Origin of the sequence: Alkalibaculum sporogenes, assembly GCF_009362815.1 — a bacterium.
GTDB classification, from domain to species: domain Bacteria; phylum Bacillota; class Clostridia; order Eubacteriales; family Alkalibacteraceae; genus Alkalibaculum_A; species Alkalibaculum_A sporogenes.
Map to the genome: position 1 here is coordinate 1 of NZ_WHNX01000004.1, position 21701 is coordinate 21701.

General features: G+C 31.7%; 24 protein-coding genes. 22 read left to right on the forward strand and 2 right to left on the reverse strand.

Going from position 1 to position 21701, the window contains the following annotated elements; all coding sequences use genetic code 11:
* Positions 1–145: 145 nt before the first annotated feature.
* From GC105_RS16780 to GC105_RS16785, 4 genes are all read left to right on the forward strand, one after another.
* Entirely contained in the window at positions 146–382 is a 237-nt protein-coding gene (locus GC105_RS16780) for a hypothetical protein (RefSeq protein WP_207706927.1), read from the forward strand.
* A gap of 47 nt (positions 383–429) precedes the next feature.
* The gene (gene lpdA / locus GC105_RS02925) at positions 430–2151 is read left to right on the forward strand and encodes a dihydrolipoyl dehydrogenase (RefSeq protein WP_152801525.1); all 1722 of its coding nucleotides are present in this window, start codon (positions 430–432) and stop codon (positions 2149–2151) included.
* Between the two features lie 236 nt (positions 2152–2387).
* Positions 2388–3200, forward strand: a complete 813-nt coding sequence (locus GC105_RS02930; protein WP_152801527.1) for a Cof-type HAD-IIB family hydrolase — start codon at positions 2388–2390, stop codon at positions 3198–3200.
* Between the two features lie 132 nt (positions 3201–3332).
* Entirely contained in the window at positions 3333–3887 is a 555-nt protein-coding gene (locus GC105_RS16785) for a hypothetical protein (protein WP_193708263.1), read from the forward strand.
* Positions 3888–3991: 104 nt separating this feature from the next.
* On the opposite strand, the gene GC105_RS02940 is transcribed toward GC105_RS16785, so the two are convergent.
* On the reverse strand, positions 3992–4327 hold the full coding sequence (locus tag GC105_RS02940) for a YlbF family regulator (RefSeq protein ID WP_152801529.1): 336 nt from the start codon (positions 4325–4327) through the stop codon (positions 3992–3994).
* 252 nt (positions 4328–4579) lie between these two features.
* Here GC105_RS02940 and GC105_RS02945 point away from each other — a divergent pair, with 252 nt between their 5' ends.
* The 8 genes from GC105_RS02945 (at position 4580) to GC105_RS02980 (ending at position 11552) form a co-directional block, all read left to right on the forward strand.
* A complete protein-coding gene (locus GC105_RS02945) occupies positions 4580–4882 on the forward strand; it encodes a bh protein (RefSeq protein ID WP_152801531.1) in 303 nt (100 codons plus the stop codon).
* 42 nt (positions 4883–4924) lie between these two features.
* Entirely contained in the window at positions 4925–5398 is a 474-nt protein-coding gene (gene ispF, locus GC105_RS02950; RefSeq protein ID WP_152801533.1) for a 2-C-methyl-D-erythritol 2,4-cyclodiphosphate synthase, read from the forward strand.
* Between the two features lie 42 nt (positions 5399–5440).
* The gene (gene cysS / locus GC105_RS02955) at positions 5441–6847 is read left to right on the forward strand and encodes a cysteine--tRNA ligase (protein ID WP_152801535.1); all 1407 of its coding nucleotides are present in this window, start codon (positions 5441–5443) and stop codon (positions 6845–6847) included.
* Positions 6844–7269, forward strand: coding sequence for a Mini-ribonuclease 3 (locus GC105_RS02960; RefSeq protein WP_152801537.1), 426 nt, complete (start codon positions 6844–6846; stop codon positions 7267–7269). The genes cysS and GC105_RS02960 overlap by 4 nt, the downstream gene beginning before the upstream one ends.
* A gap of 353 nt (positions 7270–7622) precedes the next feature.
* The gene (sleB, locus tag GC105_RS02965) at positions 7623–8336 is read left to right on the forward strand and encodes a spore cortex-lytic enzyme (protein ID WP_152801539.1); all 714 of its coding nucleotides are present in this window, start codon (positions 7623–7625) and stop codon (positions 8334–8336) included.
* A 12-nt stretch (positions 8337–8348) separates the two neighbouring features.
* Entirely contained in the window at positions 8349–9692 is a 1344-nt protein-coding gene (ypeB, locus tag GC105_RS02970) for a germination protein YpeB (protein WP_152801541.1), read from the forward strand.
* A 191-nt stretch (positions 9693–9883) separates the two neighbouring features.
* A complete protein-coding gene (gene ychF, locus GC105_RS02975) occupies positions 9884–10975 on the forward strand; it encodes a redox-regulated ATPase YchF (protein WP_152801543.1) in 1092 nt (363 codons plus the stop codon).
* A gap of 7 nt (positions 10976–10982) precedes the next feature.
* Positions 10983–11552 carry a glycerol-3-phosphate responsive antiterminator gene (locus GC105_RS02980; protein WP_207706928.1) on the forward strand — a complete coding sequence of 190 codons (570 nt, stop codon included), beginning with the start codon at positions 10983–10985 and terminating at the stop codon, positions 11550–11552.
* A 9-nt stretch (positions 11553–11561) separates the two neighbouring features.
* On the opposite strand, the gene GC105_RS02985 is transcribed toward GC105_RS02980, so the two are convergent.
* The gene (locus GC105_RS02985) at positions 11562–12680 is read right to left on the reverse strand and encodes an HD-GYP domain-containing protein (protein WP_152801547.1); all 1119 of its coding nucleotides are present in this window, start codon (positions 12678–12680) and stop codon (positions 11562–11564) included.
* 231 nt (positions 12681–12911) lie between these two features.
* Here GC105_RS02985 and GC105_RS02990 point away from each other — a divergent pair, with 231 nt between their 5' ends.
* The 10 genes from GC105_RS02990 (at position 12912) to fliY (ending at position 21548) form a co-directional block, all read left to right on the forward strand.
* Complete coding sequence (locus GC105_RS02990; protein ID WP_152801549.1) at positions 12912–13358, forward strand: chemotaxis protein CheW; 447 nt, start codon at positions 12912–12914, stop codon at positions 13356–13358.
* A gap of 155 nt (positions 13359–13513) precedes the next feature.
* Complete coding sequence (locus GC105_RS02995) at positions 13514–14002, forward strand: chemotaxis protein CheD (protein WP_425481515.1); 489 nt, start codon at positions 13514–13516, stop codon at positions 14000–14002.
* Positions 14003–14158: 156 nt separating this feature from the next.
* Positions 14159–15175: a protein-glutamate methylesterase/protein-glutamine glutaminase gene (locus tag GC105_RS03000; protein WP_152801553.1), complete on the forward strand. Its 1017-nt coding sequence runs from the start codon at positions 14159–14161 to the stop codon at positions 15173–15175.
* Positions 15176–15228: 53 nt separating this feature from the next.
* Positions 15229–16002: a CheR family methyltransferase gene (locus GC105_RS03005; RefSeq protein WP_152801555.1), complete on the forward strand. Its 774-nt coding sequence runs from the start codon at positions 15229–15231 to the stop codon at positions 16000–16002.
* Between the two features lie 29 nt (positions 16003–16031).
* The gene (locus tag GC105_RS03010; RefSeq protein ID WP_152801557.1) at positions 16032–18068 is read left to right on the forward strand and encodes a chemotaxis protein CheA; all 2037 of its coding nucleotides are present in this window, start codon (positions 16032–16034) and stop codon (positions 18066–18068) included.
* Positions 18061–18660 (forward strand): chemotaxis protein CheC, encoded by a 600-nt coding sequence (locus tag GC105_RS03015; RefSeq protein ID WP_207706929.1) that lies wholly within the window; start codon positions 18061–18063, stop codon positions 18658–18660. Before GC105_RS03010 ends, GC105_RS03015 begins: the two co-directional genes overlap by 8 nt.
* 15 nt (positions 18661–18675) lie before the next feature.
* The gene (locus tag GC105_RS03020) at positions 18676–19035 is read left to right on the forward strand and encodes a response regulator (RefSeq protein ID WP_152801560.1); all 360 of its coding nucleotides are present in this window, start codon (positions 18676–18678) and stop codon (positions 19033–19035) included.
* A gap of 12 nt (positions 19036–19047) precedes the next feature.
* Complete coding sequence (locus GC105_RS03025) at positions 19048–19440, forward strand: chemotaxis protein CheW (RefSeq protein ID WP_152801562.1); 393 nt, start codon at positions 19048–19050, stop codon at positions 19438–19440.
* Between the two features lie 15 nt (positions 19441–19455).
* Positions 19456–20454 carry a flagellar motor switch protein FliM gene (gene fliM, locus GC105_RS03030; RefSeq protein WP_152801564.1) on the forward strand — a complete coding sequence of 333 codons (999 nt, stop codon included), beginning with the start codon at positions 19456–19458 and terminating at the stop codon, positions 20452–20454.
* Positions 20451–21548 (forward strand): flagellar motor switch phosphatase FliY, encoded by a 1098-nt coding sequence (gene fliY, locus GC105_RS03035; protein ID WP_152801566.1) that lies wholly within the window; start codon positions 20451–20453, stop codon positions 21546–21548. The genes fliM and fliY overlap by 4 nt, the downstream gene beginning before the upstream one ends.
* Positions 21549–21701 lie beyond the last annotated feature (153 nt).

The window sequence follows — 21701 nt, forward strand, 5'->3', positions numbered from 1 at the left end:
CATGCATGGTGTAGGTTAGCGTATTTTTATAACAAACGCAAACACGCTCTCGCAGACTGTGTGATAGAACTCGAAGATAAACTAAATTTTTGAAACTCGCTACGCTCAAACAGTCAAAAATTCTTAACGTTTATCTTCTCCTTCTTTGAATTTAGCGAAGCTACCGTTTGCTCAGTGTTTTAAAAATACTGTATATATTGTTGTGCTTTGTTCTTTGTTATTTAAAGACAAACAAAGATACAAAGATACAAAGATACAAAGATACAAAGATACAAAGATACAAAGATACAAAGATACAAAGATACAAAGATACAAAGATACAAAGATACAAAGACACAAAGACACAAAGACACAAAGACAAAAGATAAAAGATAAAAGATAAAAGACTAACTAAAAACCCTAGCTTGCTGGGGAAGTGGAGGTGTTTGGATGGCAACTGAAATAATTATGCCTAAGGCTGGTATGGATATGGAAGAGGGTACGGTCATAAAATGGTTGAAACAAGAAGGGGATCAAGTATCTGTTGGAGAGCCGATTTTAGAAATTTTAACTGACAAAGTAAATATGGAGGTTGAAGCTGAGGTTCCTGGAACAATCTTGAAAATAACTGCGTCTGAAGGGGACGTGTTACCTGTATTTACTGTAATTGGTTATATAGGAGATCAAGGTGAAGTAATTAATGATAAGTCACAATCTACTGAAAAAGAATCTGATCCACAAGCAGTGGAATCTAATGAAGATGCAGTGAAAAGGAAAGTAGTTGGCGACAGTAATTATGATGTAGTGGTGCTTGGGGGAGGACCTGGAGGTTATGTAGCTGCAATTAGAGCTGCTAGTTTAGGAGCTAAAGTTGCTCTTATTGAGAAACAATCTCTTGGAGGTACTTGTTTAAATGTAGGATGCATTCCAACTAAGACACTTATTAAGAGTGCAGATATTATTCATAGTATTAAACAAGCAGAGTCAATGGGTGTTATGGTGCAAGAACCTGTAATTGATATGGTCAAAGTAGTGAAAAATAAAGACAATGTTGTAAGTAAATTAGTGGGTGGTATTACTGGGATTTTAAAATCTCATGATATTAAGGTATACAAGGGAATGGGACAAGTAAAAACTGATAAAACTGTTCACATAAAAAGTGGACGTGATGAAGGTCAGGTAGTATCGTTTTCTAAATTAATAATTGCAACTGGTGCTACTCCGTTAGTTCCACCTATTCCAGGATTGGATGATTCAGGAATTCTTACTAGTACAGAAATACTAGACTTAAAAGATGTTCCTAAAGAATTGATTATTATCGGTGGAGGTGTAATTGGGTGCGAGTTTGCTACTATATTTAGTTCATTTGGAAGCAAAGTAACTATAGTTGAAATGCTACCAAGGTTACTTCCTAATATGGATGCTGACATTTCTACATCTCTAAAAAACTCTTTAACTAAATCAGGTGTAGATGTTATGACATCTGTGAAAGTTGAGAAAGTTGAGAGAAATGGAGATGAATATATAGTATCTGTTTCTGGAGAAAAGACTGTTGAACTAAAGGCAAATAAGGTACTGGTTTCTATTGGAAGAAAAGCTTGCCTTGAAGGTTTAGAAGAATTAAATCTCAATATGGATAAAGTAGTTGAAGTGAATGAATATTTAGAGACTTCAGTAAAAGATATATACGCTATTGGCGATGTAACTGGTAAAATACAATTAGCTCATGTTGCATCTGCTCAAGGTATTAAAGCAGCGGAGAATGCTATGGGTAAAGCTAAGAAGATGGATTACAATATAGTACCTAGTTGCATATATACTATTCCAGAAATTAGTGCTATTGGTATGACAGAAGATGAAGCTAGAAATAAATATGGCGACATATTTGTAGGTAAATTTCCAATGATTGCAAGTGGTAAAGCATTAGCGATGGGAGAAACAGAAGGTTTTACAAAAGTAATTGCTGAAAAGAAATATGGAGAGATTTTAGGAGTACACATTATCGGACCAAGTGCTACTGAAATTATTGGAGAAGCAGCTATTATAATGAAGTTAGAAGGAACGTTGGAAGAATTAGTTGATACTATACACGCACACCCAACAGTATCTGAAACAATTATGGAAGCTGCACATGATGCATTGGGTGAAGCTATTCATTTGCCGAAAAAGTAGGGAAAAGGCTATCTCTTAAGTGAACTGACCCTTGCCAAGTAGACAAGAGTCAGTTTAAAGGGATAGCCTTTTTACGAATAAGATTTGTAAAGGCTAAAGCTGACAAGCGGGTACTTTATAGGAATTTTAATTTGTAATCGTTATACTAATGTGGATTTTTTGACAATCAGAGATTAGGGTATATTTGATGTTATAATATAGAGAAAGTAATTAATATATGTAACACAGGAGGTTTTATGGATTATCAATTGATATCTACAGATATGGACGGGACTTTACTAAATAGTGAAAAGTTAATTCCTCAAGAAAATATAGAAGCTTTATATAAACTCCAGGATAAAGGTATTAAAATAATGTTTTCTACTGGAAGAACATTTGAATCTGCTATATCATATGCAGCTTCTATTGATTTAGAACCTTGTATTGCGGGAAGCAATGGTGCAATTGTTTCTTATGAAGATACGATAGAATCATTCAATTTAGATAAAAATAAAATATTTGAATATGCCAATAAATGTCAAGAAATTGATTTAATTTATCAGATTACTACACAGAAATGCAGTTATTTTTACCGGACTTTTGATGTTTTTGATTTATTTTACAAGAGTAATAGCATGGTTAACAACGAGTTTGTATTGGAAAAAGAAATGTTTCATGATATAAGTGAAATTAAAAATTTTGAGGATATGAATAATATAATTAAATTTGATATATTTGATAAAAACAATAGGATTAAAGAAATATATAGAGAATTAGATTATGATATTTTTAATATAGTCATACCAGAAGACTATTATGTTGAACTTACTGGAAAAAAAGTAAATAAGGGAAATGCAGTGAAAAAGGTAGCAGAGTACTTTGGGATACCAAGTAAAAATATTATGAGTATCGGTGATAGTGGGAACGACATTAGCATGTTTGAATATTCAGGATGTAGTGTGTCTATGGGCAATGCTCATGGTGATATTAAAAGAAAATCTGATTTTGTGACAGACACTAATGATAATTTTGGGTTTAAAAAAGCACTTGAAATGTTACATATTATTTAGCTAATTAATAAAAATAAAATCTAGCACATGCCTAGATTTTATTTTCTATGTAAATATATCTATTTCTCAATCACATAAAACTCCATCTTACGTATATTATTATTAAAGGTTTCTAAGATGGAGGTGAAAACTTTGGAAAAAAAAGATATTAACAGTGAGATAGATTATGTACCTACCGTTGTAGATATTGAAGGTCTACAAGGGATTAATTCTATGCAAGGAATGCAAAACCTGATGCAAGATATGGGAGATATTGATCCTATGTACAATAATGGCATGGATATGTATAATGCCAATTATATGCAAGATATGTATAATACAGCCCCAATGCAAGGAATGGGACCAATGCAAGGAATGGGACCAATGCAAGGAATGGGACCAATGCAAGGAATGGATCCAATGCAAGGAATGGATCCAATGCAAGGAATGGGGCCAATGCAGGGAATGGGACCAATGCAAGGAATGGGGCCAATGCAGGGAATGGACTATATGAACGGATATAATTATATGCAAGATGGTAACTGTATGGGAGCTATTAATTGTGTTGCAACTGTGTGTTATATGATGAGTATATTTTTTATGCAAATGTTACAGAGTAATTATGGGATGGGGATGTACCCCGCATCAGGCAAAGGTTGTAATTGTATGGATAATAACACATATGATGGATACCCACCAATGTATTAATTATGATTTATTACTAGAAAATATATAATGATATTAAAAATGTTCGAAGAGAAATATTCACCTTCGAGCATTTTTATGTATTAGGAAGTCCTTAAATTAAATATCTATCCATTTATAGTTTTATTTAATTCCCTATGTAGTGTATCAAACATTAAAAAAGTTCGTTTTTGAAATTCTGTAATAGATGCAAGGTATTCTTTCATTTCGTTTGTAGATAGTAGTGTTTTATATTCTACGGTAAGATTTGATAGTAAAGATTGTTTTTTATTGGGTGGAACTTTCATATTCATTATATTCAATTGTTTTGTTTCATATCTCTTTGCGTGTTGACCTAATTTTGAATGAGAGAAAAGCTTTTCTTTCTTATCTTTCATTATTTTATATTCTTTTGTACTTATCAATTCTTTTCCTAAAGATCTAGCAATATTACTAATACTCATATAAAAACCCTCCAATTAATGCATTTCTCTATATTATTAGAATAGTATGTAAAAAGTGAATATAAAGTACTTTCAGAATGCAAAATACAAAATATGTATTTAAAGAAACAAGTGTACTTTTTATAGATTCGTATAAAAATATTGTCATATGTCGATCTAAAACTACTATTAGTAGCTAAATACCAATCCCACTAGGCTAGGCTATAGAAATATGTTATAATTGGAGCAAAGAAATATAAAAGGAGTTTATGTATGCCAAATTCTAATATGGATGCCTATTTGTTTTGTATTCACTGTGATAAAGAAACCAATCATAAAATACACTATAAAAACAATCAAATAAATCAAATTAAATGTACAAATTGTGGTGTAGAAGTTAAAATAGATCAAGATTATGTGCAAAAGCATTTTAAGGAAGAATTTATTCATAGAGTGTTTACTAAACCCGTTCGGATGACAAAAGAAATGGAGAAAGATTTAACTGGATTTTTAAGAAGTTTGCCATATCGAGTAGTTTCAAAACCCTTTAGAGTGTACAAGGAGTTTAAAGATTAATTATCAAACACACTGAAACTAATGATACATTGGAGAGTAAATATGAAAATAGGGATAGGTTATGATGTGCACGAATTAACTAAAGGTCGCAATTTAATTATTGGTGGGGTAAAAATACCATATGAAAAAGGACTTTTAGGACATTCCGATGCAGATGTCTTGATTCATGCTATTATGGATGCTATAATAGGTGCTTTAGGATTAGGTGATATAGGTAAACATTTTCCTGATACGGATAATAAGTACAAGAATATTGATAGTTTACTCTTATTAGATGAGGTTTATAAAATTTTAAAATCTAAAGGGTATAAAATTCAAAATTTAGATGGAGTAATCATTGCACAGAGGCCAAAGATGGCTCCATATATTGAAGGTATGAAAAAAAATATAGCTAATATACTGAGATCGTCGTTAGAAGATATTAACATAAAAGCAACTACAGAAGAAGGTTTAGGATTTACAGGAAGAGAAGAAGGAATTGCTAGCCAAGTAGTAGTATTGCTAGTAAAAGAGTAAGTGTGTAGCTATGTATAGTCAGAAGGATTTAAGGAGAATAAAATGAGATTATATAATACTTTAAAACAAAGAAAAGAAGAATTTATACCAATAAATGAAAAGCATGTAAAAATGTATGTGTGTGGTCCTACTGTCTACAATTTTTTCCACATCGGTAATGCGCGACCCTTTATTGTATTTGATGTCCTAAGGCGTTATTTTGAATATATAGGATATAAGGTAGAGTATATACAAAATTTCACTGATGTTGATGATAAAATTATTAATAAAGCATTTGAAGAAGGGATATCGCCTACAGAAGTTTCAGAAAAATATATAAAAGAATATTTTGTCGATGCAGATGGACTAGGAGTTAATCGTGCTACTGCTCATCCAAAAGTAAGCGAGAATATTGATGCCATTATTAATATGATAGAAAAACTAATAGAAAATGGATTAGCTTACGATGTTGATGGAAATGTGTACTATCGAGTTGCTAAATTCAAGAGTTATGGTAAGCTGTCAAAACAAGCTACTAAAGATTTAGAAAACGGTGCAAGTGGAAGAATACTGATAAATACAGAAAAAGAAGACCCACTGGATTTCGCCCTTTGGAAAAAAGAAAAATCTGGTGAACTCTCATGGGATAGTCCATGGGGTAAAGGAAGGCCTGGTTGGCATATTGAATGCTCAGCTATGAGTAGAAAATTCTTAGGTGATACTATAGACATACATGGTGGAGGACAAGATTTAATTTTTCCCCATCATGAAAATGAGATAGCCCAATCTGAAGGGACTACGAATAAACCTTTTGCAAATTATTGGATTCACAATGGATATATTAATATAAATAATGAAAAAATGTCTAAATCAAAAGGTAATTTCTTCACAATTCGAGATATTTCCCAGGAAATCGATTTGGAAGTGGTAAGGTTCTTTATATTAAGTGCACAATATAGAAATCCCATAAACTTTAGCAAAGACTTACTAAAACAGGCTAATACAGCATTAAGTAGGTTGTATAATACTAGAGATAATTTGTTGTTTTTATTAGAAAACAATCGAAATGTAGATAATGAAGGAAAAATTGAAGATTGGGTTATAAGCCTTTCAAAGTACAAGAAGTCATTTAAAGAATCTATGGATGACGATCTAAATACTGCGGAAGCATTAGCAGTTTTATTTGAATTATCAAAAGAAATTAATTCAAGTATCGATGAAAGTACTAATAGGAAATCTTTAGAGGAGTGTATAAGTATATTTAATGAACTAACTAATGTTCTTGGAGTTGTTAGTAAAAACAAAGAGAAACTGCTAGATGTGGAAATTGAAGAAATGATTGAGAGAAGACAAATAGCGAGAATAAACAAAGATTTTGCCATGTCTGATTTAATAAGAGATGAACTTAAAGAAAAGGGAATTATATTAGAAGATACTAGAGATGGTGTGAAGTGGAAGCGTGTTCAATGAACAATATTAAAAATAGCTTTTCAAAACAAAGTTCGCCTTTAGAAGTTAAAATGATGAATCCTTTAACTTTAGCATATATAGGTGATGCAGTATATGAAATATACATTAGAAAGTACTTAATTATGAATTATACAAGCAAAGTTAATGAGTTAAATAAAAAATGTGTTAAATTTGTTAGAGCAACTGCTCAGTGTGAAGCTGTTATATCTATTATGGATCAACTAGATGAGGAAGAATTGAAGGTTGTTAAACGTGGTAGAAATGCTAGTCCCAAAACTGTTCCTAAGAATACACAATTAATTGATTATAAGATGTCTTCAGGTTTTGAGGCATTACTTGGGTACTTATATCTTACAGGTAATATAGAAAGACTAGAATATATAATCGAAAAAGCCATATTAAAAACCCTAGATGAAAGCTAGGGTTTTTAATATGGCTTTACTATATATAATTACCACTATAATTTGAGCCATACTGATCTACATTTACAAACTAACTATCATGATAAACTTAGTTAATAAAAAATTACACACTATTAAGTATTTGCGATGTACCCTTATTATACTTAGGAGGGCTATTAGGGTAAAAAAAATAAAAAGAACATAGGGTTCCTTATGAAAGTGTCGAAGGCGCTTTTTTAGGTTCTAATATAATTCAGAAAATTTTGTATAATAAAAGCAATAAAACATAAAATAACCTTAGAAAATTCGAACTATCTTTATAATGATTACCAAATTACATCGGTAGTTCGCAAAATTTGCAGGAGGGTTTTATAATGATAATTAAAAATAAAAAGAGATATATTTTATTTTTAACTATAATGTTTGTAATGATTATGTTTTTGACAACTTTTGAAAATGCAGTTTTTGCTCAAGAAAGGGTTATATATTACGGTAGTGACCCTGATGCGGTTGGGAAAGTCCAAAGAAATCTTAAAGATTGGGGTTATTATGACTATAATATAGATGGTCATTTTGGGTGGAGAACAGAAGAAGCAGTAAAGAGTTTTCAGAGAAAACACGGTTTAACTCCAGATGGAGTTTGTGGATCTAAGACTTTAGAAGCTTTAGGTTTAAGTAATTTAATATCAAGCCCGGCTAAAAAGACTACCAATAGGACACAAACCGCTGGTGGGACTAGGAGTGAGGCATATCTACTAGCTCAATGTATTAATGGTGAAGCGAGAGGAGAGCCTTATGAAGGGCAAGTAGCAGTCGCTGCTGTTATTCTAAACAGAGTGAAAAATGCATCTTTTCCAAATAGTATAAGTGGAGTTATTTATCAGCCTGGAGCATTTGATGCAGTTTCAGATGGTCAAATATATTTAGAACCAAGACAGTCATCTATTAAAGCTGCTAATGATGCAATGGCAGGTTGGGATCCTTCAGGGGGAGCAATTTATTATTATAACCCAGTCACTTCTACAAACCAATGGATATTATCGAGACCTATAATTAATAGGATTGGCAAACACGTGTTTTGCAAGTAAAGGAGGTGTAATATGAGTAAAAATGTGATAATTGGAGTTCTAGTAGTAGCCTTAGCTGTGGCAGGGTTTATAGGATTTCAGCAAAACGAGGATAAAACTGTTTATAGAACTCAATTAGAGAATACCTATCAGTATAATTTTCAAGCACTATTAACTACTGTAAAAAACATTGAAACAAATATGTCAAAAGCTATGATTAGTTCCTCAGATTCCATGTCTATTGAGTTACTCTCAGACGTATGGAGACAATCTGATTTAGCCCAGAATTACTTGAGCAGGTTACCATTAGGTCATAGAGTGCTGAAAGATACAGAGACATTTTTAAATAAATTAAGTAATTTTTCATATGCCATGGCGAAGATTAATATGAATGGTAAAAAGTTGAACGACGATCAACAGGCAGACTTAGAAAGGCTAAAGAATAGCAGTACCTATTTATTACAGCAGTTAAATACAATGAATGAGCAGATACAACAAGGAGAAGTAAAGTTTAGTTCAGATGATATAAATCAAGCACGAGAACAATTAGATGAAGCATCAGATAATTTGGTGACTAAAGGTTTTACTGCCGTCGATAAGGAAATGGTAGATTATCCAAAATTGATTTACGATGGACCATTTTCAGATCATATTGAAGATATTAAGCCAAAAGGTTTAAAAGGGGATAAAGTTACTAAAGAAGATGGCGAAGAAAAAGTAAAAGAGTTTATGGGTGATGAAATTGAGAGTATAGAGAGTTCTGAGAAAAGTGAAGGTGTAATTACTACTTTTATGTACAATTTGAATCTTAAAGACAAAGAGGAAAATGGATATATAGAAATTTCAGAAAATGGTGGAAATGTGCTTAAATTTATGAAAAATAGGCTTCCAGACGAACAAAAAATTTCAATGGAGGAAGCACAAAAGAAAGCAGATGACTATCTAAAAGAGATAGGGTATGTAGATATGGTAAATACCTATCATGAAAAGTATTCAAATACAGGAGTATTTAATTATGCATATTCACAGGATGATGTGGTAGTATATGCAGACCTAATTAAAATTCAAATAGCTTTAGATGATGGAGAGGTCTTAGGACTTGAAGCTCAAGGTTTCCACATGGCACATCATAATCGAAAAATCGAAGAAGCTGAAATCACTTTAGAGGATGCAAAAGAAAACTTGAGTACTAGACTTGAAGTAACTAGTGAAAGACTTGCATTAATTCCTACAGAGTTTGAAACTGAAGTGTTATGTTATGAGTTCAAAGGAACTTATAAAAATGAGATGTATATAATTTATGTTAATGCAAAAACAGGGAAAGAACAACAAATACTAAAAATTATCGAAGGTGACGAGTCTGTGCTAACACTGTAAATCTTTGCTACCAAAGTAAATTCAGCTATTTTGGGTTAAGTATAATAGCAAATTACGCACTGATAATTTGCATATGAGAGTAAAACTCCAGTCAATTAGCTAACCAAACTGTAACATCACAAATAGCTGCTATTCTTTAGCAGCTATTTGTTGTATAATATATTCTATCTATACATGAGAGGAAGTAATAAATGAAGATTGGAATAGTTGGATTACCGAATGTAGGAAAAAGTACTTTGTTTAATGCAATAACAAAAGCAGGAGCTCAATCTGCAAATTACCCGTTTTGTACAATTGAACCTAATGTAGGAGTAGTATCTGTTCCAGATGAACGTTTAGATAAATTAGCTTCACTGTATAATTCCCAAAAAGTTATTCCTACAGCAATAGAATTCTTCGATATTGCCGGATTAGTTAAAGGTGCTAGCAAGGGAGAAGGTCTGGGAAATAAGTTTTTAGCGCATATACGTGAAGTGGACGCAATCGCTCATGTTGTACGCTGTTTTGAAGATACAAATATTATACATGTGGAAGGAAAGATAGGGCCATTACGTGATATTGAAACAATTAATCTAGAGTTGGCATTTGCTGATATTGAAGTGATAGAAAGAAGAATACAAAGGACTTCAAAGAATGCTAGGTCTGGGAGCAAAAATGATACAGCAGAACTAACGATACTTGAAAAAGTTAAAAATATACTAGAAGAAGGAAAGTTTGCTTCACGGGTATATTTTACTGATGAAGAATGGGAATTTATTAAAACACTCCAATTACTAACTACCAAGCCAGTACTTTATATTGCAAATGTAGCAGAAGAAGAACTTGGTGAAGAAGATAATGATCTAGTAGAAGAATTAAAAACACATGCTAATAAAGAAGATGCAGAAGTCATTAAGATATGTGCAAAAATTGAAGAAGAAATTTCACAGTTGGATAATGAAGAGAAAGAAGAGTTTTTAAGTGAATTGGGTCTAAGTGAGTCTGGTTTAGATAAAGTAATAAAGTCAGGTTATATCTTGCTAGGTTTAATTACCTATATAACAGCTGGGCCTAAAGAAGTTAGAGCATGGACGATAACGGAAGGAACAAAGGCGCCACAAGCTGCAGGAAAAATTCATACTGATTTCGAACGTGGTTTTATTAGAGCGGAGATAACTCCTTTTGATAGACTATTAGAAGCAGGTTCGGATGTAAAATCTAAGGAACTTGGATGGACTCGTATAGAAGGTAAAGATTATGTGGTAAAAGATGGTGATGTAATCTTATTTAGATTTAATGTGTGATATAGCTATGGAAAGTATTAGTAATTTACTTAGTAAATCGCCTATCATACCAGCCTGTAGAAGTGATAAACAGTTAGAAGATGCATTATGTAGTGAAGTTAATGTGATTTTTCTATTAGAGTCTAATATTAGCAATTTTAAAGAAAAAATTGAGGCAATTAAAGCTGTTAATAAATATGCATTTGTACATTTTGATCTAATAAATGGTTTGTCACAAGATAATAGTGCACTAGAGTATTTGGTGGATCAATGTCATCCACATGGGATAATAACAACCAGAAAAAACTTAATTATGACAGGAAAAAAATTAGGTTTATACACTATACAGAGAATGTTTTTAATTGACACCACATCTATAACATCTGCAATTTCTATGGCTAAAAATACAAAACCTGATGCAATAGAAATACTGCCAGGTATTGCACCTAAAGTTATTAGAGCCATTAAAAATAAAATAGAGACCCCCATTATAACTGGGGGTCTTATCACAAACTCTGTAGAAATTGTCAACGCATTAAAAGCAGGAGCCGTAGGTGTATCTGTTTCAAGACAAAGTTTATGGAGTAGTGTAGAGTAGCTACTCTACCTAAATTTGTATTATATTTTCGAGTTTCAAATCATCTTCCCGGTATATACCTTCAATAACAACTGTAGTATGTGTCAACAAGTCTACTTCTGTGAAAGTGATTTCACTGCAATGGTGATTTATCACTTTTACTATTGGTCTCAATACACAGTGAGGATTTATTTCTTTAATAACTGCAATCCTCTGATTACTTAAATTTACTAGTGTACCTACTGGATAAGGCACAATTCTTTTAATAAAGGCTCGGACAATATCTAAATCAAAATCAATACCACAAGATCCCATAATAAGTTCTAATGCTTCATTTGGGGACATAGCTTTTCGATAGGATCTATCTGATGTTAGTGCATCATATACATCACATACTGCTATTATTTTAGCAAATATCGAAATTCTTCTACTGTTTAGTCTATTAGGATATCCTGTACCATCAACTTTTTCATGATGTTCTGAAATAATGGATAAAGTAATAGGATCTAAAGAAAGGTGTTGATGTAAGTAATCATGCCCTAGAGTTGGATGATTACGTATTAAATCAAATTCCTGATCTGATAATTTTCCAGGTTTCAATAAAACTGTTTTAGGTATAAAAACTTTGCCAAAATCGTGAAGTAGAGCACCTATTGCTATAGATTGCAATTGCTTTTTTTTATAACCTAGTTCTATTCCAAGTACGATTGCTAATACAGCAGTGTTTACACAATGTTGGTAGGTGTAATCATCCATTGTTTTAATATCTACTAAATTAATAACGACATCTTTGTTTGTAAATATATTATCAACAATTTCATTAGCTAATATTGCTATGTTTGCAAGAGGATCTGATGAATTATTTGTAGGATTTACTTTACTAAGTGATTTTCGGTGCATATCTTTGAAAGAGTTTTTTAAGGTTTGTACCGCTTTTTGCCTAAATTCAGGACTTATTATATCTGTAATAATTTCATCACTGTAAGAATCTTGTATATATAATGAAGAAATGCCATTATTTATAGCTTTTACAATTAATTTATCGTTTAGTGGATATCCAGCTCGTAACAAAGGTATGCCAGTTGTATTGTATATGGTTTTTGCTAAAATAGTTCCATCCTTAATAGAATTAATAGGAACGAGCCTCATGGATTCACAACCTTTCTATCGTATATATGAATTTGCTACAAGCTACATGAAGGTTCTAAACTTGAAAACTATCCATGTTTATATATTAAACGCTTTAGCATTTGATTGCAAACGATAAATTCATATTAGCAATAATATTTAATAATATTAAATATTATGTCGAAATGATATTAATAAATAAACGAATCTACACGATATATATATCATTAATGAGTGTGAGGAGGAATTATTATGGAGCAATTTATCGTATTTGAAAATAATCAGCAGAATTTTGCCCTTGATATTTCAAAGATAGAGAGAATAATTGAGTACAAGCAACCAAAAAAAATACCTGAGTCTTCAGAGTATTTGTTAGGAATAATCGAGTATAATGATAAAATTCTACCTATTATTGATTTAACTAATAGATTATATAATATTCAATCATCTCATCAAGAAGACGCGAAAATTGTTGTAATACTTTGGAAAAGCAAGCAAATAGGATTAGTAGTAGATGCTATTTTAGGTATTCATAGTTTTAGTGAGGAACAATATGAACAAAATAACGATTCGCAGATTTCTAAGGAGTATATACGTGGATTTATTAAGAGTGAAGAAGATATTACAATAGTTCTTGATACTGATCAAATATTCAAAGAAAATCAAGAAAGAGAATTGATGTTAGTAGGAAACAATTAGGAAAAAAGTTGAACATAAATGCTGAATTATAAGAATCGCATGATTCCTTATTGCTGGCGTAATAACATTATTAAAATCATGATTAGGTGTTAAGAATTAGGTACTGTAAAATATAGTTATACATATAAAAGATAAGCGAATAGGAATTGATGGTGATTATGTCGATAGAAATAAAAGTAGGTATCTCAGATTATCAAATATCGGAGGCTCCAGATAAATTAATTACACTAGGATTAGGGTCTTGTGTGGGTATTGCAATTTACGATAGGACTAGCAAAATTGGAGGTCTGAGTCATATAATGCTCCCAGATAGCACTTTTTTTAATAGGGATATAAAACCAGAAAAGTTTGCTGATTTGGCGATACCAAAGATGATTGATGAAATTAATGCAAAAATAAAATGTAGTAAATGCCTCGTCGCTAAGATTGCTGGTGGAGCAAGTATGTTTAACTTTCCAGATAAAAAAATGAACAGCAACATTGGGGAGAGAAATGTCATAGCAGTAGAGAAAATTCTTAAACAACTTCGGATACCTATACTAGCAAGCCATACTGGAGGTAAGATAGGTAGGACAATGATAGTGCATCTAGATACTTTTGATATAAATATTAGAACAGCAAACAAGGACATCCAAATTTTATAATAGATTATTAATACAAGCGAATTACTCATAATAAGGACACAAAATATAACTGTAAAAGTTATTTTATCAGACTAATAACTTAAGAATTATAATCCGACTAAAGATATGAACCCAATGGGTAATGACATAAAAGAATGCTAGAAAAGGAGGAATTGTATGCCCATAAGATTATTGATTGTAGACGACTCAGCTTTTATGAGGAAGATTATAACAGATATTGTCGCAGAGTTTGACGGAGTTGAAGTAATAGGTATTGCTAGAAATGGATTAGACGCTCTTGATATAATCCCTACAGTGATGCCGGATATTATTACTTTAGATGTTGAAATGCCTAGGCTAAATGGAATTGAGACATTAAAAAGAATAAAAGCAAAATATGATATACCTGTAATTATGCTTAGCTCACATACAGGAACAGATATAACGATTGAAGCATTGCAAGTTGGGGCTGTAGATTTCATTGAAAAACCTACAGATCTAAGGGCTAATTTATCAGAACTTAAGACAGAATTAGAGATGAAAATTAAGTCTGTACTTAAAAAGAAAAAAACAGATTCACTACCTGTTCAAAGATTCAATATCCCGGATGTTAAGATAACTAAAGAGATTAAAGCAGTTGTGATTGGTGCGTCTACAGGGGGACCCAAGGCATTAGTCCATTTAATAAGTAAGTTGCCAAGAAAAATGAATATACCAATATTTATCGTCCAACATATGCCAAAAGGTTTTACAACCTCTTTTGCGAATAGATTAGACAGTGAATCAAATGCAAAAGTTGTAGAGGCTAAAGATGGTATGATAATACAGAATGGTACAGTATACTTAGCACCTGGAGATTTCCATATGATTATAGACAGAAATACAATTAGATTAAGTACAAATGAAAAGATTCATGGAGTTCGTCCTGCAGTAGATCATTTGTTCAAAACTGCCTCGGAAGTGTATAAAAGTAAACTTCTAGCTATTATAATGACTGGTATGGGAAAAGATGGTTCAGAGGGAATGAAGGTTATTAAAAATAATGGGGGATATAATCTAGCGCAAAATGAAGCGTCCTGTGTAGTCTATGGGATGCCCGGCAGTGCAGTCGCAAAAGGTGTTGTAGACGAAATATTAAGTTTAGAAGGTTTATCAACTAATCTAAACCGTGTAATTGGTGATTCTGCACAATAAAAAGTGTGGTATAAGTAACAACTTATAACTATTAAACATATGAAGGTGAGAAAATGGAACAAGATTTTGATTTTTTTTATAAATGGGCAAAATCAAAACTTAATATAGAACTAGATGCATATAAAGAAAATCAATTACAGAGAAGGATTACAACGGTAATGAAAAGCTCTGGTGCAACAAATTTAAAAGATTATGCGGAGCTGATTAGCAAGGATCAGCAAATAAAAAGAATATTTCTGGATTATATAACTATTAATGTAACGGAATTTTTTAGAAATAAAGAAATATTTGATGAATTTGAGTTAGTTATAAAAAATGTAATAATACCTAAGTTCAAATCTATCAAGATATGGAGTGCTGCGTGTTCTGTAGGAGCAGAGCCATACTCTTTAGCTATTATGTTGGATAGAAACAATTTTTCCATTAAAGAAAAAATTGTTGCTACAGACATAGATGATACAATACTAAAAAAAGCTCAAAATGGAGTGTTTAGGGAACACGAGATTAAAAATCTTAGTAAAAACGACTTAGATAAATATTTTTCAATTAAAGATGATAGTTATTCAATTAAAGACAGTGTAAAAAGTATGGTGGCATTCAAAAAACACGATTTAATTTTAGATAAATATGAACAAGGATTTCATGCAGTAATATGTAGGAACGTAACTATTTACTTTAAGAATGATGCTAAAAATGAAATTTATAGAAAAATACATGACTCATTAGTTCCAGGTGGCATATTTTTCACAGGTGCAACAGAGAGTATATACAATCCAAAAGAACTCGGATTTAAAAAGTTATCAACTTTTATATATGAAAAAGTATAGCAGTTAATAATACAAGGAGGTGTCAGTTCATGGACGATACTAGTAAATACAGAGATTTATTTTTTGAAGAGACTGATGAATATCTACAAACATTAAATGATTGCTTACTACAGCTAGAGAGAAATCCACAAGAAAAGAGTATATTAGACGAAATATTTCGTGCCGCTCATACGCTAAAAGGTATGGCAGCTACTATGGGATATAAGACTATGACAGAATTAACCCACAGTATGGAGAATGTATTAGAACTTTTTAGAAGTGGAGTTTCTAGTATAAATACTGATATTATTAGTTTAATTTTCAGTTGTTTAGATAAGCTATCTGAGATTGTAGAGGATTTAAGAATTGAAAAAGAAGTTGAATACAATATACAGGATCTTTTGAAAAAATTAGATAATGTGGTTAATGGTAATAGTAATTCAGTAGTGGTAGAAAAAGAAATTACTTTTAGTGTCTCAAATGACGAGATTAGCGATACAGATTCTAGAGTTATACGTAGTGCTAATGAAAAAAGTTATAATGCTTTTAATCTGGCAATTCGGTTATCAAAGACTTGCTTATTAAAAGGTGCAAGATCCTACCTAGTAGTCAACAAATTGGAGCAACAAGGAGATATATTGCAGTCAGATCCTTCGGCTGAAAAATTAGAAGAAGGAGATTTTGACGATGTCTTTAAATTGATTTACTTAACCAAATTACAGGAAGAAGATGTTAAAGAAATCATAGAAGATATTGCAGAAATAGAAGCAGTGATTATCGAAAAAGTTGAACAAGACGAAATTGCTATTACTGAGGCACTAGTAGAAGAGGTAGTTCAAGGAAAAGAAGAGGTCAGCTCACCTTCCGAATTATCGCAAAATAAGGCAAATAAAAAAGAAGGTTCTAAGAAAGAAGAAAAAGGAAATGTTCACCAGATTAATCAATCTATACGAGTGGATTTAACAAGATTAGATAGTTTTATGAATCTAGTCTCTGAGCTTGTTATTTATAGGACACGATTAGAGGATTTAAGTAATCAGTACAAAACCACAGAAATAAATGAACCATTAGAACATGTAGCTAGAATAACATCTGAATTACAAGATTTAGTTTTAAAAATCAGAATGCAACCAGTAAATGTAGTTTTTAATAGATTCCCTAGAATGATTAGAGATTTAAGTCAAGAACTTGATAAAGAAATAGAACTTATCATAGAAGGCGAAGAGACTGAGCTAGATAGAACAGTAGTGTCAGAGCTAGGCGAGCCATTAGTCCATTTAATGAGAAACGCTGCAGACCATGGTATCGAGTCTGCAGGTGAAAGACTTGCTTTTGGAAAATCAAAGGTTGGCAAAATAAAGTTATCTGCTTATCAAGAGGGTAATAAAGTAGTAATTAATGTTAGTGACGATGGAAAAGGAATTAACCCTGAAGTTATTAGAGAAAGTGCTAATAGAAAAGGCATAAATACTCGTGGCCTAGGAGAAAGAGATTTAGTACAATTAATATTTAATCAAGGCTTTTCTACAGTGAAAAATGTAACTAATGTTTCAGGTAGAGGCGTTGGAATGGATGTAGTTAAACAAAAGATATCAAGTCTAGGCGGAAGTATTGAAGTAAATAGTGAAGTAGATAAAGGGACAACATTTGTAATAAAGTTACCTCTTACCCTATCAATTATTCAAGCTTTAATGGTAACTGTTGGTCAAGAAACTTTCGCATTACCATTAGGAATTATTGAAAAAGTCGTAAAAGTGCAACAAGAAGAAATCATAAAATCTCATAGTAATGAAGTGTACATGTATAGAGAAAAAGCAATACCTGTAATTCGAGTCAATGAAAAATTATGTGTAGAGTCAACTAGAGATAATATGCATATTATCCTAATATTACTCGGAGAACAACACTATGGTCTTCTCGTAGATGATTTAATCGGACAACAAGAAATAGTGATTAAAAAACTTAGTGGAGTACTTAGCGATATGAGAGAATATTTAGGAGCAACAATACTTGGAAATGGAGATATCACCCTTATCTTAGATGTAGGTAACTTGTGTAATGAAGGGGCGGGCGGTAAACTTGAATAAGGATGACTATACTGTATTACAGTTAGATATCATTAAAGAGTTGGCGAATGTCGGAGGAGGCAATGCTGCTACAAGTATATCTCAATTAATTAGTAAACGTGTTGATATGACTGTGCCGACAATTGATGTGCTTAATTACAATGAAATATACGAAAAAATAATGCCTGATGATGAGATGGTTAATGCTGTTATCATGAGGATGTTTGGAGATGCAGAAGGAATTTTCCTTTTCATTACTACTGATGATGCATCAATTAAATTAATTGATATGATGTTACCTGATGACTTTAAGTTAACTGAAGAGATAGGTGCCTCAGCTATAAAGGAATTAGTCAATATAATAGTTACTTCATATTTAAATGCAATATCGAAGATGATGAGTATAAACCTTATTTCTTCAGTACCATCGTACACTGTTGATATGTTTGGTGCTATACTGAGTAGTGCATATATGGAATCAGAACAATACGACGAAAATGTTATGATAATTAAGAATCAATTTATCTATCAAGGTGATAAAATAGAATCTGCACTGTATTTTGTTCCAAAGCCAGGTGTATTATCAAATTTATTTAAAATTATAGGAGTTTGAGAGGAGAAAATTAACATGAAGAGAGTCTTAATCGTAGATGACGCAATTTTTATGAGAATGAAGTTAAAAGATATATTGGAAAAAAACGGATATGATGTAGTAGGTGAAGCACAAAATGGTGTAGAGGCTATAGAAAAATACAAGACAGAAAAACCTGATTTAGTAACTATGGACATAACTATGCCTGAGATGGATGGTGTAGCTGCTTTAAAAGGAATTAAGGAAATTAATTCTGCTGCGAAAGTAATTATGTGTAGCGCGATGGGTCAACAATCTATGGTTATGGAGGCAATACAGGCTGGTGCAGTAGATTTTATAGTAAAACCTTTTGATAGTGATAGAGTTGTTGAATCGTTAAATAAAGCCAGTAAATAATGGGGTGAAATCATGCAAATTATTATTTTTACATTAAGTGATAAATACTACGCTATAAGAACAGATAAAGTAGAAGAAATAAGTAAAAAAATAACTTCCACTATGGTTCCTAATTCACCAGATTGGGTAGAAGGGCTTATAAACTTAAGAGGTAATGTGGTTACATTAGTGAATTTATGTAAGCTTTTGCATCAAAGTGATGATGGGTGTTATAATAATATTATAATAATACATAATGAAGAGGATAAAGTCGGCCTAATGGTGAAAGATGTCAATGAAGTTATAGACATTGATGAAAAAGAAATCCAAAAGGTTAGCGGTGAGGTTTTTGACGGAATCTTGGGAATTGTACATATGGAGGAAGGAATTGTAAATATCATCGATATAGATGTATTACTTTCTTGAAAATGAGGGATATAATTGAAACAAGTTTTATCACAACAAGAGATAGATTCACTTTTAAATGCTTTAAACACTGGTGAAATTGATCCAGACGCAATAAAAGAGGAAGAAGAGAAAAATAAAGTTAGGTCTTATGATTTTAGAAGGCCTATAAAACTTTCAAAAGAATATATTAATACATTGCATATGATTTTTGAAAATTTCTCAAAAATCTCTGCAAATCTACTTTCAACTCAGATACGTACGAATGTCAATATAGCAGTTGGGGCAGTTGAACAGATTAGTTATGATGAATTTATTCATTCTATACCAAATCCAACTTTAATGGGAATATTTCATTCAAAACCATTAAATGGAAACCAGGTGCTGGAAATTAACCCGCAATTTTGTTTGCAAGTTATTGAGTTGATGTGTGGTGGTTCCGAGAGTAAATCCAATAAAAGTGCTACAAAAAAAGAAAAATTTACTGACATAGAACTAGGGATTTTAGAAGATATTGTTTTGAGTATATTAAAATCATTCGAATCTGCTTGGAGTGAAATTATAGATATTGAGACGGAGATAGATTCACTAGAAACAAATCCTCAGTTAGTACAAAATATGTCTCCAAATGAACCAGTAGTATTGATAAGCTTCAGTGTAGAGGTATTCGAAAGTAATAGTTTTATAAATATATGTATACCCTATGTTTCATTTGAAAATATAACAGATAAATTAAGTATTAGAAGCTGGTTTGATTTTGAAAAGGATACAGGGGAAGAAAACAAAGATTTACTATCACAACGTTTAATGACGTCAATTGTGAACTTAGAAGTATCATTAGGTAAATCATCTATAACTGTTGACGATTTCCTACAACTAGAGGTAGGCGATATTCTTCAACTAGATATGAAAACTACAGATCCATTAAAAATGTATGTAGAGGACAAATTGCATTATGTAGTAAAACCTGGAGAATCTAACGGAAAAATAGCAGTACAAGTATTACAATACATAGAAGAGGATGTTGAACAATGAGTGAAAATTTTTTATCCCAAGAAGAAATAGATGCTCTACTAGGAGGAGGTAACGACTTGCCGGTAGAAGATGAATACGTATTGGGAGAAATAGAAAAAGATATAATAGGTGAAGTTGGAAATATATCCATGTCAACTGCTGCTACAACTCTATCTTCTATACTAAATCGCCAGGTATTAATAACTACACCAAGAGTTTCATGGATACTCTTCGATAAGATAATAGAAGATTGTAATATACCAAAGGTAGTAGCCAATATTGAATTTAAACATGGATTAAAAGGGAATAACCTTTTAATGGTAGATGTAAAAGATGCTGCTATTATTGCCGACTTGATGATGGGTGGAGATGGTAAGGGGGGCAATGATACTTTAACAGAACTAGAATTAAGTGCAGTTTCAGAAGCCATGAATCAAATGATTGGCTCTGCATCAACTTCTATGGCTACAATGATAGGAAGAGAAGTGGATATTTTACCTCCTAATGTTCAATTATGGGATAGTGAAGATAATACTGAATACAAAAGTATTAGTAATGAAAAATATATATGTAAAATAGCCTTTGATTTAACTGTAGAAGGACTAATACAAAGTGAAATCATGCAGTTGTTTTCAAGAGATGCAGTTGAAGACATAATATCCCTTATGATGGGAGATACTAATAGTTCCCAAGCTGAGATACAATCTAATGTTAACAATACTCCACCAGAGATACAATCAAATAACACTGAACAAAAACATGAGCCCCAACAAATTTCTGAAAAAGTCGAAAAGGTATCAGTCCAAAAACCAACTTTTCCACCATTAACAGATACAGTAGAGGAAAGAAAAGCACCTAGAAATCTAGATTTAATTATGGATGTTCCGCTAGAATTTAGTGTAGTACTAGGTAAAACTAAAAAAACAATCAAAGAAGTACTTTCATTTGGAAATGGATCTGTAGTAGAACTAAACAAATTAGCAGATGAAGCTCTAGAAATATACGTAAATGGAAAGCTCATAGCCCAAGGAGAAGTAGTAGTTATTAATGAAAACTTTGGAATAAGGATTACTAATATTATGAGTAAAGAACAAAGAGTGCAAAATTTAAAATAATAGTATAAGGATATAACATTAATGTATACGTACAAAAGGTTTTAGGCATAGCCTAAAACCTTTTGTATATGTGATACTGAAAAACTAACTTTAGGCTTACTTATAATTTTATTGTTTTTACTATTAAATAAAACTGTAAACTTTCCGATATAT

Bases quoted from the DNA above. Each gene is read 5' to 3' on its own strand.
- lpdA (WP_152801525.1), top strand. From the start codon at position 430: ATGGCAACTGAAATAATTATGCCTAAGGCTGGTATGGATATGGAAGAG.
- GC105_RS02930 (WP_152801527.1), top strand. From the start codon at position 2,388: ATGGATTATCAATTGATATCTACAGATATGGACGGGACTTTACTAAAT.
- GC105_RS02940 (WP_152801529.1), bottom strand. From the start codon at position 4,327: ATGAGTATTAGTAATATTGCTAGATCTTTAGGAAAAGAATTGATAAGT.
- GC105_RS02945 (WP_152801531.1), top strand. From the start codon at position 4,580: ATGCCAAATTCTAATATGGATGCCTATTTGTTTTGTATTCACTGTGAT.
- ispF (WP_152801533.1), top strand. From the start codon at position 4,925: ATGAAAATAGGGATAGGTTATGATGTGCACGAATTAACTAAAGGTCGC.
- cysS (WP_152801535.1), top strand. From the start codon at position 5,441: ATGAGATTATATAATACTTTAAAACAAAGAAAAGAAGAATTTATACCA.
- GC105_RS02960 (WP_152801537.1), top strand. From the start codon at position 6,844: ATGAACAATATTAAAAATAGCTTTTCAAAACAAAGTTCGCCTTTAGAA.
- sleB (WP_152801539.1), top strand. From the start codon at position 7,623: ATGATAATTAAAAATAAAAAGAGATATATTTTATTTTTAACTATAATG.
- ypeB (WP_152801541.1), top strand. From the start codon at position 8,349: ATGAGTAAAAATGTGATAATTGGAGTTCTAGTAGTAGCCTTAGCTGTG.
- ychF (WP_152801543.1), top strand. From the start codon at position 9,884: ATGAAGATTGGAATAGTTGGATTACCGAATGTAGGAAAAAGTACTTTG.
- GC105_RS02980 (WP_207706928.1), top strand. From the start codon at position 10,983: ATGGAAAGTATTAGTAATTTACTTAGTAAATCGCCTATCATACCAGCC.
- GC105_RS02985 (WP_152801547.1), bottom strand. From the start codon at position 12,680: ATGAGGCTCGTTCCTATTAATTCTATTAAGGATGGAACTATTTTAGCA.
- GC105_RS02990 (WP_152801549.1), top strand. From the start codon at position 12,912: ATGGAGCAATTTATCGTATTTGAAAATAATCAGCAGAATTTTGCCCTT.
- GC105_RS03000 (WP_152801553.1), top strand. From the start codon at position 14,159: ATGCCCATAAGATTATTGATTGTAGACGACTCAGCTTTTATGAGGAAG.
- GC105_RS03005 (WP_152801555.1), top strand. From the start codon at position 15,229: ATGGAACAAGATTTTGATTTTTTTTATAAATGGGCAAAATCAAAACTT.
- GC105_RS03010 (WP_152801557.1), top strand. From the start codon at position 16,032: ATGGACGATACTAGTAAATACAGAGATTTATTTTTTGAAGAGACTGAT.
- GC105_RS03020 (WP_152801560.1), top strand. From the start codon at position 18,676: ATGAAGAGAGTCTTAATCGTAGATGACGCAATTTTTATGAGAATGAAG.
- GC105_RS03025 (WP_152801562.1), top strand. From the start codon at position 19,048: ATGCAAATTATTATTTTTACATTAAGTGATAAATACTACGCTATAAGA.
- fliY (WP_152801566.1), top strand. From the start codon at position 20,451: ATGAGTGAAAATTTTTTATCCCAAGAAGAAATAGATGCTCTACTAGGA.